The following is a 12678-nucleotide window of genomic DNA, read 5'->3' as shown; positions in this document are numbered from 1 at the left end:
AACAGCGCGGAGATGAGAGTGAATATGAGTATCATGCCGTCGCAGATGGAGTGTCTCGTGAGTGTTCCGCACACAGAATAGGGCATCTCCGCGGGGCTGCAAATCCAAAGTGTCAACGCTCTCTAGCGCGACCTCCAGCTGCTGCAGCGTTGGCGGCTTGACCATGCAAGCGCGCGCCGAGCGCCTTGGCGTTGCATGTCGTCCTCGTCGCTGGACGTGCTGAGGATGCAGACGGGGATCCTGTTCAGTCGCCCGTCCGCAGAAAGCGCACTCAGCACCTCGAACCCATCCATGATCGGCATATTGATGTCGAGCAGCATCAGGTCGATCGACGGATCACGGCCGCCGGCTGCGCGCTCTGCCAGAAGCCGCATGGCATCGCGCCCGTTGCTCGCGATATGAAGATTGAAGCTGACTTTCTCGCGCTTCATCAACTTGATCTTGAGGATCTGTACATCTGCGGGACTATCCTCGACGAGCAGGACTTCTGCCAGGCGCAGAGGTCGCCCCGCACGCTGTTCGGACCGTTCTTCGTGCAGCCCGTTCCGCGGCATGCTCTGTGCTCCTGGCCGGGCAATCGGCAGGCGGCGACTGCAGATCATGGGATGCTATGGCGAGGAAACGCTTCGTCTGTTCGTCGTCGCCAGCTGACACATCTGGCCGCTCTGATGACATGCTGCAAATCTCCAACCCCAGGCGGGCGGAGAATAGAAAGCGGGCGCCGGCTCTGCAACCGGCGCCCCACATTAATTTCGCATTGGCAACCTTCTTAGCCGGCCGACTTGCGCGGCTCCGGCGGAAGGATTTCCGCCTTCGCCTCGTTTGCCGTCACAGCCGCACGATGGCGCCGGCGCCAGTCGCCGAGGAAGAGCAGGATCGGCGCTGCGATGAAGACCGACGAAGCGGCCGCGACGAGGATGCCGAATACCATCGGCACCGCGAAGCTTTCCACTGCGCTGCCGCCCCAGATCGCCATCGGAAGCATGGCGAGGAAGGCGGTTGCACCCGTGTAGAGGCTTCGTGCCAGCGTCTCGTTGATCGACTTGTCGATGATCTCGCGAAGCGGCATCGACTTGTAGAGGCGCATGTTTTCGCGCATGCGGTCGTAGACGACCACCTTGTCGTTCACCGAGTAACCGACGAGGGTCAGAAGGGCTGCGATGGCCGTCAGGTTGAAATCGAGGCCGGTCAGCGCAAAGAAGCCGACCACCTTTGTCACGTCCAGGATGAGCGTTGCGATGGCGCCGACCGCGAACGGCCATTCGAAGCGCCACCAGATGTAGAACAGCATCGCAAGGCTGGCGAGCACGACAGACATGATGCCGGCCCATGCGAGTTCACCGCTGACTTTCGGGCCGATTACGTCGGTACCGGTGACGGTGGCCTGTGGATCGAGCTTGACAATTTCATCCTTCAGCTTGGTGACTGCGGCCGTCTGCGCCTCTTCGCCACCTTCCTGGCGCTGCGCGCGCACGGCCATGGTATTGTTGTCGCCGAAGGACTGCAGCGAAACCTCGCCGAGCCCGAGCTCGTTGAGCCCCGTGCGGAAGGTTGAAAGGTCGACTGTGCCGCTCGTCTTGACCGACATCTGAATGCCGCCCTTGAAGTCGACGCCGTAGTTGAGGCCCGGAGTGATGAAGAGCACGATCGATGCGACCGACAGGATGGCCGAAACCGTCACACCGATAAATCGTGCCTTCATGAAGTGGATGTTCGTGCCATCTGGGATCAGGTGCAGCGGCAGAAGCGGCTTGATGTGAATGACCTTCATTTTGCGCCGGCGGGCGATCGCGATCATCACGACGCGTACGATGGCCACAGCTGTGAACATCGAGATCATGATGCCGAGGCCCATGGTGACGGCGAAGCCGCGAACGGGGCCGGAGCCGAACCAGAATAGGATAGCGGCGGCGATCAGCGCCGTCATGTTGCCGTCGACGATCGTCGAGTAAGCACGGCTGAAGCCGGCATCGATGGCGGCAAATGCGCTCTTGCCCTTGCGGGTTTCTTCGCGGATGCGCTCGTTTATGAGGACGTTCGCGTCGACCGCAAGGCCGATGCCGAGCACGACACCGGCGATGCCGGGCAGTGTGAGCGTCGAGCCGATCAGCGTCAGGCCGGCAAACGTCAGGATGACGTTGAGCGCCAGAGCGGCGTTGGCCAGAAGTCCCCAGGCGCCGTAGAGGAAGAAAATGAAGGCGGCGACGAAGGCGAAGCCGATCAAGCCGGAATAAACACCCTTCTTGATGGCGTCTGCGCCAAGGTCGGCACCGACGGTGCGCTCCTCGATGACGGTGAGCTTGGCGGGCAGGGCGCCGGCGCGCAGCATGGCGGCGAGCGTCGTTGCGCTGTCGGCGGAGAAGCTGCCGGAGATCTGCCCGGAGCCGCCGGTGATCGGTTCGCGGATAACGGGCGCACTCAGCACCTTGTCGTCGAGAACGATGGCAAAGGGATTGCCGACGTTCTGGCGGGTGATATCGGCAAAGCGGGTGGCGCCAGCGCTGTCGAAGCGGAAGCTGACGACCGGCTCGTGGGTGTTCGGATCGAAGCTCACGCGAGCATCCGACAGGCGGTCGCCCGAAATCTCGACGCGGTCGAGAACGGGGTAGGCCTGGCCCTTTTCATCCTTCAACATCGTCACGCCGGGTCCCGGCGCGTTGGTCGGGGAGAGCATGTGGAAGGACATCTTCGCGGTCGAGCCGAGAAGCTGGCGAAGGCGTGTGGGATCCTGGGCACCCGGCAGCTGAACGAGGACGCGATTTGCGCCGATGCGCTGGATGGTCGGTTCGGCGACGCCCACCTGGTCAACGCGCTGGCGGATGACCTCGAGGCTCTGCTGGACCGCCGAATCGACGTTGCTGGCGATCCCGGCAGGCGAGAAGCCGACCGTGATATTGCCGCCGCTTGCGTTGACCGACAAATCCGACTGGCCGGCGCTGATGCCGGTGCCGATCGTGTTGCCGAGCGTCTTGAGCTGGGTCACTGCATCGTCGCTCTGCGCCGGATCGGTCAGCACGACGACGATCTGGTTCTGGTTGCGAACGACCGACTTCGTGGCGATGTTCTTTTCGCGAAGCACGCGGCGGGCATCCTGCAGAAGCGACTGCAGCCGCTCGCGGGTCAGGTCCGCTTCGTCGACTTCGAGCACGAGGTGCGAGCCTCCGCGAAGGTCAAGGCCGAGCGAAACCTGGCTATGCGGCAACCAGGACGGCATACGCTGCAGGACGGATTGCGGCAGGGCGTTCGGCAAGGCGATCAGAATGCCGAGGAGAATGACCACCGTATAGGTGATCACCAGCCATGGTGAAGTGCGCATATGGTTGTTTATCCTTGATAACGCTTGACCCTGCGCGTGTCGCGCGGGCGGCGTGTCGTAAATGCAGATAGGAAGCGCCAGTCAGGCGCGCATGATCAGGCCGTTGCCGTCGGCGGCCCACGCGAATCGTAGGCTTTCGCGCCGATCGCATGAATTGGCAGGCCGATGGGCGACGAGAGTGATGGACCGCGACCAAAGGCAAATTTGACAGTCGGAGGATTTGCTAGGATCGCTTCGCCGGAATCGAAGGCCACATATTTCGGCGCTATCCTGCGGTCGGCCGCGAGAATTCCCCGCACCCCGTCCCGCGCACTGAGTTGCAGCGGCTGGCCGTCCTTGCTGGAAGACGAGAATGCATTCGGCCCGCGCGCCGGACCCAGGCTCAGGTTGCCGCCGAAGAGAAGTCCGAGATAAGCGAAGATCGCGACGGCCAGAGAAACGGCAACGCGACCCGTCATGCGGCGTGCGTCGAGCCTCATCCCGTGGTCGTCTGCATTTTCAATCTCGAACCGGCTCAACGGCGCAGAATTCTCTCATTCTTTGACTGGAGAAGGAGTTTCCTCGGTCTGGATTGTAGCAGCCTCGGCCTCGTCTTCATAGGGTTCACTGTCATGATGCACTTGAGAGAGGCGGTCAAGCATGCCCATCGCGATTTCCCGCTCGCCCATGATGACGGTGTCGGCGCCATATTCCTTGAGTTCTTCCACTTCCGCGTCAGAGTGCGCACGGGCGACGATCAGGACGCCGGGATTGGCAGCGCGCCCCTGTTCGGCGACGCCGCAAGCTTCGAAGGCATTCGGGATCGCGATGACGAGGCTGCGCGCGCCGGCAAGGTTTGCGAGGTTGAGCACGTCACGCGAAACCGCATTGCCGCTGATGACCTCGATCCCTCGATCCCTGAGTTCGGCGATACGCTTGTCGGAGTCCTCGATCACGAGGAAGGGTGTTCCGGACGATTTCAGATTTTGTCCAACGATGCTGCCGACGCGCCCGTAGCCGACGAGGATGGCGTGCCCGCGAAGCTCGGTCTTGTGCACTTCATCTGCGACAGCCAGCGGTGCTTCGGTCGGCTCGGGGGCGGTCACTTCCTCGAGCTCTGCGGCCGGCTCTTCGCGCTTGGCCGGTTCGAGGAACGGACGCAGCCGGTCGCAGGCATAGAAGAGAAGAGGATTAAGGATGATCGAGATGATCGCGCCGGCAAGGATCAGATCGCGTCCCTCTTCTGGCAGCAGTCCCAGATCGACCCCCAGCGCGGCTAGAATGAAGGAGAATTCGCCGATCTGCCCAAGGCTCGCCGAAATCGTCAGCGCCGTTCCTATCGGCTTTCGGAACAACAGCACGATGAGAAAGGCGGCCAGCGATTTTCCGATAACGATGATGAAGACCGTGGCAAGCAGCGGGATTGGCTTGTCGACCAGAATGTTCGGATCGAACAGCATACCGACGGAAACGAAGAACAACACCGCGAAAGCATCGCGAAGCGGCAGGCTTTCCTGCGCGGCCCGGTGGCTGAGCTCGCTTTCGGCCAGAACCATCCCGGCGAAGAAGGCGCCGAGCGCCAGCGACACGCCGAAGAGTTTCGAGGCGCCAAAGGCGACGCCGAGAGCGATCGCAAGCACGCCGAGGCGGAACAGCTCGCGGGAACCGGTGTGAGCGATGCGGTGCATCGTCCAGGGGATGACGCGGCGGCCGAAAATCAGCATGACGCCGACGAACAGCGCCACTTTTATAAGCGTCATGGCGATGATGCCGCCGATGCCGAAATCAAGGCCGAACAACCGGCTGACGGCAGCGGAGAGTGGCTCAACTGCTCCGTGGCCGCCGCCGATGCTGGCGGCTGCCGGTATGAGGACGAGCGCCAGAACCATGGCAAGGTCCTCGACGATCAGCCAGCCGACCGCGATCTTGCCGCGTTCGGTCTCGACCAGCCGTCGCTCCTGCAGCGCCTTCAGAAGGACCACTGTCGAAGCGACGGAAAGAGCGAGGCCGAAGACCAGGCTCCCTCCCGTCGGCCATCCCATGATCGCTCCCAATCCCCAACCGAGCAGGGTGGCGAAGGCGATCTGAACGATAGCTCCGGGAACGGCGATGCCCCGCACGGAGAGCAGATCCTTGAGTGAGAAATGCAGGCCCACACCGAACATCAACAGGATGACGCCGATTTCCGCGAGCTCGGGCGCCAATCCCTGGTCTGCAACGAAGCCGGGCGTGTGTGGACCGACCAGAACTCCGGCGACGAGATAGCCGACCAAAGGTGGCATGCGGAGCCTGTTGGCAAGCGTGCCGAGAATGAACGCAAGCACGAGACCCCCGACGATTGTCGAAATCAAAGGTGTATCGTGCGGCATCATTCTCTCCCGAACTAGAAATCCCGTTTAAAATATGACATATATGACCTATATCAACCAATATGGGTGGTTTGACGGTATGGGTCAAGGCGCGAAAGAAACAATTCTGACACCTGCACTATGCCGCGCCGCTCGCGGATTGCTCGATTGGACGCAACTCGATCTTGCCGATCAGGCTGCCGTCTCGCGAAGCACCATCCGTGACTACGAAGGACAGCATCACGAAATCCACCGTGCGACCGAAGCGCAGTTGCGCACGGCTTTCGAAAAAGGTGGTGTTGCGTTTGTCGAAGTCGAGGGCGTAGGAACCTGCCTCTGCCTTCCGCCGACGCAATGATGTGTTACCTAGTGCCCGTTAAACAGCGCGGCGAGACTTTATACGCGTAGATGGTCTTGCCGCGATAGTAGCCGTCAGCCGGTTTCCAGGACGTGATGGCCTGCGAGGCCTGCGCGCAATCAATGGGCTGGGTCGTGATGAAGACAACGTCCTCGCTGACGTCGTTCGGCAACGGGAAAGTCTGTTCGTAGTAGTTTTCTGGTGCGGCTGCAGGCGGCCGCGCGTAGAGGCGAAACGGTTCGTTTCTGAGCGTATGGAACATATCGGCAAGAATGTCACGGCTGTCGCTGACGATGTCGGTGAGGCCGGATTGGCGTGCGAGATCGCCGGCCTCACGGCTGACGGCGCTGCGTCCCAGATAGCGTTTCATCGCCTCGTCGCCGTTCGGCAGCTCGAGCTGATGCGCGAAGACTGCTGCCAAGGGAAAGACGATGCTTGCGAAGCCATTGACGGCCAGGGAAATCCGCAAGCCTTTCGGCCACTCGCGGTGGAGCAGCCAGACGGCAAGGATGGTTCCGGCGACGTAGGCTGTCACGGCCCAGTTGGCATAGGCCTTGGCGACCACCGCCTGGAAGGTGATGAGAAGGATGACGGGAACCGAAAGCCAGATCAGCAACCTTTCGAATGGGTTGCTGTTGCCCCTGATGGCTCGGCAGACTGCCCACAGGATGGCACAGAAAACGATCGGTCCGACGACGCCGAATTGCGCCGCAACGAACTCGATGCCGTGGCGCAAGTCGATGCTGAGCGCGCTCCAATGCGCAATGCTCGTCGTATGCTTCACCGTCGTCGCATCGTGCGTGAAATTCCACCACAAGTTTGGCGAGGCCACGGCGATGGCTGCGGCAGAGGAAATGAAGAAGTCTCTCCAGGCGATGCGTGCCGATGGCATCAGGATCAAGGCGATCAAACCGCCGGGGACGACGAACAGGATCGCATATTTCGACAGGAAGGCGCAGCCGAAGGCGATCCCCAGGAGCAACGCCAGCCCGATCGAGCGTTGTTGGGTAAGGCCGAAATAGGCAAACAGCGCAGCGGCGAGGAAAAACAGAAGGACGACGTCGGTCGAGAAGAAGACGGATGACAGCGCCACACCCGGCAGGGTGATGTAGGTAGCGCCTGTCCAGCCTTCGATGTCAGGCCCAACGAACCGCTTGGCTGTCTTCATCAACAAAAAGGCGGTCGCCATGTGGATCAGCGGTCCGCAGAGCCGGATCCAGAATATCGACGTCGACCCGGAAATCTCAGTCATCGCCCGGATGATCCAGGCGATCATCGGCGGCTTTGAATAGTAGCCGAAATCGATATTTTGCGACCAGAGCCAGTATTGCGCTTCATCGACAAACAGATCCGTGCTGTCGAAATGTAGCGTGACGACACGCCACAGCGTGATGCCGAAGATGACGAAGAGACCTAGCCGGGCAGACATGAACCGGATTTCCGTTGCACTGCCCTAGGACCCAGGGGGGCCGGTACAGCTGTTGCATGACAATTAACGCGTCAGCGTCGTCATATTGTGATTTTATGACGGAGATTCAAAGGACGCGAAGAGACAAAGCGCCGCGGTTTGCCGCGATACGATCCAGCAGCGCAACGGCTGCAAGAACGGCTATCGCCAGTAAGCAGGAACCCAATCCGAGAACAATCATTGCCCAATCCTTCAGACGTCATGTCGTAGTTTGGCGGGGATATAGCACGAAGCTTGCTTCAGACTTGTAGCAGCCAAGCAACGCAAGCCCAGTAATTCATAGATGGTTATTCGCGTTGCCACGAAAGCGGGCATTCATAAAATGCGTATTAACCTTCAGGCAAGGAATTAACCATAAACATTGCACTCTACGTCGGAATGGGAAGATTGACTCGTCCCCACCAGGCATGACGCCGAACCGCCGTACCGGGTCGATCCGGTATCCATCTCTCAAGCAGCTTTGCAGCACTACGCACTGATCGGGAGGCTTCAGCCCGCCGGCGATTGCCGGTGTCCTGCCGCCTGTGATCGGCGCATGTTGGATGAAGCATGGATTTTTTTGCCGGGCGTCCGCCCGGACAGTGTTGGGGACAGGCGTTGGGGCAGGATATGCCATCGGATCAGGCACGAGGAGCACAGGCAGGCAGCCTGCGCGACCGACTGCGCTTTGCCGGCCTTGATACCGACCAGTGCGACATGGTGCGCCGCCACAGGCCGGCCCTTCAGCAGCATCTGTCGGCCGGCCTTCGCGATCTCTTCCACCGGTTCCAGTCGTTTCCGGATGCCGCGCGCAATTTCGAAAGCGAGCGGCAGGTCGAGCGGCTCCATGATCTGCAGGCGTCCCATTGGGACGTGCTGACGGATGCGCGTTTCGACAGCCTCTACGCGGAGCGCGTGAAAGTGCTTTCGGATACCGAAAGCAAAATGGGCCTCGACCCGCGCTGGCATATCGCTGGCCATGGCGTCGTGCTCGAACATGCGATCGCCGGTCTTGCAGAGGAGCTTTCGGGACGTCCGCTCCTGCCGGGCGCCAAGCGTCGCGCCCGGGAAACAACCCAGCTTATGAACGCCATCATCCGGCTTGTCATGGTGGATGTGGAGATTGCCGTCTCATTGCGATTCAATGCGCTGCGGGCTTCCCAGCAACGGCAGCTTGCCGACCAGCGCAACGCCGACAAGGCTGAGGTCTCCCGGTTGTTTGCGGATGTCGTCGAGGGCCTTGCTGCCCGTGACCTCACGGTCCGTGCAGCCGTCGAACAGGACGGTCCACATCGCGACATCGCCGACGCGCTGAACGGCGCCCTCGATGTCTTGCAGTCCGAATTCAGGGCGATCAGCGAGAAGACGGCAGTGGCGGAGGCTTCGGTGCAGGTGCTCGGTGACTCGTCACGGCGTCTCGCGGACAATGTGTCCGGTCATGCCGAAGAGTTGCGGTCTTCGGCCGCGGCTCTTGCCGATCTTTCCGAAGGTGTTCGTCAGGGAGCTGCGGGTAGCCGCGCAGCCGAGCAGGCCGCCGCTTCGACCCGTGTAGCCGCTGAGGAAAGCGGGGAGGTTGTAGGCCGCGCCATCACTGCGATGGCCGATATTGAAAAGTCCGCCGAACGGATCGGCCAGATCATCGGCGCGATCGATGAAATCGCCTTTCAAACCAATCTTCTTGCCCTCAATGCCGGCATAGAGGCGGCACGRGCAGGCGATTCCGGCCGCGGCTTTGCTGTCGTCGCGCAGGAAGTACGCGCTTTGGCGCAACGCTCCGCAGATGCCGCACGCGAAATCAAAATGCTGGTCAGCACGACTAAGGCTCAGGTCGGCGCCGGCGTCCAGATGGTCGGTCGCACGCAGGATTCGATCGGCAGCATCGCCCGTCAGGTCACGGAGATCAACGCTGCGATCGCCACAGTCGCCAGCCAGGCGAGCGAACACGCTTCGGCCCTCGATATGGTCACCACCGACGTCAAGGGTCTCGGCGCACGCGTTGCGCAGGGGGCCGGCGCGGCGACGCAGTCCGCTGAAAGCGCGGATGATCTTCACACCGTGATCGTCGAACTCGGACGAACCGTTCGCGAGTTCCGCCTGGCCCGGCAAAATGCCGAGACGGAGCGACGGCCCGCGCGCGCCATCGAGGTGCAGTCTGTTCGGGCGGATATGGAGAACGACGACGAAGCTTTTGATTTCGTCCGTCCGCTCGCAAGCCTTGGGGGAGGCCGGAGTGTTTACTGAATCACTGGAACATGATGGCGGCTCACATTCGTTGAGCGCGCATCTGGGGACAAGGAAAAGCTGATGGCAGCAAAGAAGAGTGCGAAAACGCTGAACTTGGCAGCGGTCCTCGATCTAAACGAAGCGACGGTCTTGCGCGACAAGCTCCTGTCGCTCCGCGGCAGCGCCGTATCGATCGATGCCTCTGCCGTCGAGCGCGTCGGAACGCTTGGCGCACAGGTGCTTATGGCGGGAGCCAAGACCTGGGACGAGGACAAACTGGCGTTCACCTTCACCAAGGTCTCGGACGCATTTCAGAAAACCATGCAGCTGATTGGTGTCGACATCCACCATCTGCTTGCCAAGGAGATCCGGCAATGAAGAAAAAAGTGCTGACCGTGGACGATTCACGGACCATTCGAAACATGCTCCTCGTGACCCTGAACAATGCGGGTTTCGAGACGATCCAGGCAGAAGACGGCATCGAAGGACTTGAGGTTCTGGAAGAATCCAACCCGGATGTCATCGTCACCGACATCAACATGCCGCGCCTCGACGGTTTCGGATTTATCGAAGGTGTTCGCCGCAACGAGAAATACCGGGCAATTCCGATCCTGGTTCTGACGACCGAAAGTGATGCGGAAAAGAAGAACCGTGCGCGCCAGGCCGGTGCCACCGGCTGGATCGTCAAACCTTTCGACCCTGCCAAGCTGATCGATGCCATTGAGCGCGTAACCGCTTAAACTCAGGATTTTCGACTATGGATATGAACGAAATCAAAGAGATCTTTTTCCAGGAATGCGAGGAACAGCTCGCCGAACTGGAGTCCGGTCTTCTGAAAATGAATGATGGCGATCGCGATCCGGAAACCGTCAACGCGGTCTTCCGTGCCGTCCATTCGATCAAGGGCGGCGCTGGCGCCTTTGGTCTGGACGATCTCGTCGCCTTCGCACATGTGTTTGAGACCACCCTTGATTGCGTTCGTTCCAACAAGCTTGAACCGACACAGGACGTCCTAAAGGTCATGCTGAAGTCGGCCGACGTTCTGGCGGACCTGACCAACGCCGCGCGAGATGGCGGCCGCGTAGACGAAAGCCGCAGCCGCGGTCTCGTCAAGGAGCTGGAAGCGCTGGCCAATGGCGAACTTCCGTCTCCATCTGCCGCGGTGGAAGCGCCGGCACCGGTTGCAGCCGCACCGAAGGTAACCGACGACAGCGGTTTCCAGCCGATCCCCTTCTCGTTCGACGATTTCGGTGACGAGGAAGAGGCGGACTCCGGGATGCCGTCGTACGAGATTACGTTCAAGCCGCGATCCGATCTTTACTCCAAGGGTAACGACGCCACGCTTCTGTTGCGCGATCTGAGCCGCCTCGGCGAGATGAGCTGCTATTGCAACATGGATGCGCTGACCGGTCTCGAAGAGCTAGATCCGGAGGCCGCCTATTTCCACTGGACCATCACAATCAAAACGGACAAGGGCGAGGACGCTATCCGTACCGTCTTCGAATTTGCAGAATGGGATTGTGACCTGGAGATCAGGGTTGCTGCGGAAGAGGCGAAGGTTGCCGCTGGCGAAGAACTGCCGATGATCCCGGTTCCGTTCGATCTGTCGGTCCTCGACGGCGATGCCGGTGATGTTCCGGCTGAGTTGCCGAAATCCGACATTGCCGCTGCGGTGTCCGCCGCTGAAACATCGTCCAACGTCACGCAGATCGCTGCCGCGCGCGTCGAGAAGAAGGAATCTGCTGCGGCTGCTGCCGCAAACGCTGCCGCCGCAGCCCAGAACAACGCCGCTGCGAGCGCCGGCCAGACGATCCGCGTCGATCTCGATCGCGTCGACCGTCTGATCAACCTGGTCGGCGAGCTCGTTATCAATCAGGCGATGCTCTCGCAGAGCGTCATCGAAAACGATACGACCGGCACCTCCTCGATCAACATGGGTCTGGAAGAGCTGCAGCAGCTGACACGCGAGATCCAGGATTCGGTCATGGCGATCCGCGCGCAGCCGGTGAAGCCGGTCTTCCAGCGTATGTCGCGTATCGTTCGCGAAATCGCCGACATGACGGGCAAGACGATCCGCCTGATCACCGAAGGTGAAAACACCGAAGTCGACAAGACGGTCATCGACAAATTGGCCGAACCGCTGACGCACATGATCCGCAATGCTGTCGACCACGGCATCGAAACCCCCGAGAAGCGGGCTGCAGCCGGCAAGAACGTCGAAGGCACGGTTCGCCTGACTGCGAAGCATCGTTCGGGCCGCATCCTGATCGAGCTTGCCGACGACGGTGCCGGCATTAACCGGGAGAAGGTGCGCCAGAAGGCGATTGCCAACGACCTGATCCCGGCCGACAGCAACCTGACCGACGAGGAAATCGACAACCTGATCTTCCTGCCGGGCTTCTCCACGGCCGACAAGATCTCGGACATCTCGGGCCGCGGCGTCGGCATGGATGTCGTCAAGCGCTCGATCCAGGCGCTCGGTGGCCGCATCAACATCACATCGAAGCCCGGTCAGGGTTCCGTCTTCACGATGAGCCTGCCGCTGACGCTCGCCGTTCTAGACGGCATGGTCGTGACGGTTGCCGGGCAGACGCTCGTGGTGCCGCTGACGGCAATCGTCGAAACGCTGCAGCCGGAAGCCGCCGCGATCCATTCCTTCGGCGCCAACCATCGCCTGATCTCGATCCGCAACAGCTTCTGCCCGCTGGTCGATGTCGGTCGCATCCTGAACTTCCGCGCGACGCAGGCCAACCCGGTCGACGGCGTTGCTCTTCTCGTCGAATCCGAAGGGGGCGGTCAGCGCGCCCTCATGGTCGATGCGATCCAGGGCCAGCGCCAGGTCGTCATCAAGAGCCTGGAAGCGAACTACACGCACGTTCCGGGCATCGCTGCTGCGACCATTCTCGGCGACGGTCGCGTGGCACTCATCCTGGACGTCGACGCAGTCGTGGGGGCTTCCCGCGGTCAGGCGTTGAAGCAGGAAATGTCACTGGCAGCGGTGGGATAG

9 protein-coding genes and 1 pseudogene are annotated in these 12678 nt (G+C 61.0%); 5 read left to right on the top strand and 5 right to left on the bottom strand.

The features are described from left to right. Window positions 1–31: 31 nt before the first annotated feature. From AC1DMK_RS26100 to ybaL, 4 genes and pseudogenes are all read right to left on the bottom strand, one after another. Window positions 32–497 (bottom strand): annotated as a pseudogene (locus AC1DMK_RS26100) (response regulator); the annotation flags it as partial. Window positions 498–769: 272 nt separating this feature from the next. Further along, the gene (gene secD, locus AC1DMK_RS26095) at window positions 770–3316 is read right to left on the bottom strand and encodes a protein translocase subunit SecD (protein WP_037060833.1); all 2547 of its coding nucleotides are present in this window, start codon (window positions 3314–3316) and stop codon (window positions 770–772) included. Window positions 3317–3411: 95 nt separating this feature from the next. Then, the gene (locus AC1DMK_RS26090; RefSeq protein WP_037060975.1) at window positions 3412–3795 is read right to left on the bottom strand and encodes a hypothetical protein; all 384 of its coding nucleotides are present in this window, start codon (window positions 3793–3795) and stop codon (window positions 3412–3414) included. A gap of 54 nt (window positions 3796–3849) precedes the next feature. Beyond that, window positions 3850–5664: a YbaL family putative K(+) efflux transporter gene (gene ybaL / locus AC1DMK_RS26085; protein ID WP_037060835.1), complete on the bottom strand. Its 1815-nt coding sequence runs from the start codon at window positions 5662–5664 to the stop codon at window positions 3850–3852. 34 nt (window positions 5665–5698) lie between these two features. Between ybaL and AC1DMK_RS26080 the strand changes: the two genes are divergently transcribed. Further along, window positions 5699–6001: a transcriptional regulator gene (locus tag AC1DMK_RS26080; protein ID WP_477863200.1), complete on the top strand. Its 303-nt coding sequence runs from the start codon at window positions 5699–5701 to the stop codon at window positions 5999–6001. Between the two features lie 4 nt (window positions 6002–6005). Here AC1DMK_RS26080 and AC1DMK_RS26075 read toward each other — a convergent pair whose 3' ends face one another. Further along, on the bottom strand, window positions 6006–7430 hold the full coding sequence (locus AC1DMK_RS26075; protein ID WP_477863198.1) for an ArnT family glycosyltransferase: 1425 nt from the start codon (window positions 7428–7430) through the stop codon (window positions 6006–6008). A 648-nt stretch (window positions 7431–8078) separates the two neighbouring features. On the opposite strand from AC1DMK_RS26075, the gene AC1DMK_RS26070 reads away from it, so the two are divergent. From AC1DMK_RS26070 to AC1DMK_RS26055, 4 genes are all read left to right on the top strand, one after another. Then, window positions 8079–9689 carry a globin-coupled sensor protein gene (locus AC1DMK_RS26070; protein WP_477863196.1) on the top strand — a complete coding sequence of 537 codons (1611 nt, stop codon included), beginning with the start codon at window positions 8079–8081 and terminating at the stop codon, window positions 9687–9689. A gap of 63 nt (window positions 9690–9752) precedes the next feature. Beyond that, window positions 9753–10049: an STAS domain-containing protein gene (locus AC1DMK_RS26065; RefSeq protein WP_037060843.1), complete on the top strand. Its 297-nt coding sequence runs from the start codon at window positions 9753–9755 to the stop codon at window positions 10047–10049. Further along, the gene (gene cheY1, locus AC1DMK_RS26060) at window positions 10046–10411 is read left to right on the top strand and encodes a chemotaxis response regulator CheY1 (RefSeq protein WP_003545492.1); all 366 of its coding nucleotides are present in this window, start codon (window positions 10046–10048) and stop codon (window positions 10409–10411) included. The genes AC1DMK_RS26065 and cheY1 overlap by 4 nt, the downstream gene beginning before the upstream one ends. A 17-nt stretch (window positions 10412–10428) precedes the next feature. After that, entirely contained in the window at window positions 10429–12678 is a 2250-nt protein-coding gene (locus tag AC1DMK_RS26055) for a chemotaxis protein CheA (protein WP_477863193.1), read from the top strand.

The sequence above is a fragment of the Rhizobium sp. 05L419 genome, assembly GCF_056397845.1.
The sequence above is the reverse complement of the archived record's forward strand: the minus strand, read 5'-3'. Positions and strand labels throughout refer to the sequence as shown.

Excerpts from the sequence above, each read along its gene's own strand:
- secD (WP_037060833.1), bottom strand. The coding sequence starts at position 3,316 with ATGCGCACTTCACCATGGCTGGTGATCACCTATACGGTGGTCATTCTC.
- AC1DMK_RS26090 (WP_037060975.1), bottom strand. The coding sequence starts at position 3,795 with ATGAGGCTCGACGCACGCCGCATGACGGGTCGCGTTGCCGTTTCTCTG.
- ybaL (WP_037060835.1), bottom strand. The coding sequence starts at position 5,664 with ATGCCGCACGATACACCTTTGATTTCGACAATCGTCGGGGGTCTCGTG.
- AC1DMK_RS26080 (WP_477863200.1), top strand. The coding sequence starts at position 5,699 with ATGACATATATGACCTATATCAACCAATATGGGTGGTTTGACGGTATG.
- AC1DMK_RS26075 (WP_477863198.1), bottom strand. The coding sequence starts at position 7,430 with ATGTCTGCCCGGCTAGGTCTCTTCGTCATCTTCGGCATCACGCTGTGG.
- AC1DMK_RS26065 (WP_037060843.1), top strand. The coding sequence starts at position 9,753 with ATGGCAGCAAAGAAGAGTGCGAAAACGCTGAACTTGGCAGCGGTCCTC.
- cheY1 (WP_003545492.1), top strand. The coding sequence starts at position 10,046 with ATGAAGAAAAAAGTGCTGACCGTGGACGATTCACGGACCATTCGAAAC.
- AC1DMK_RS26055 (WP_477863193.1), top strand. The coding sequence starts at position 10,429 with ATGGATATGAACGAAATCAAAGAGATCTTTTTCCAGGAATGCGAGGAA.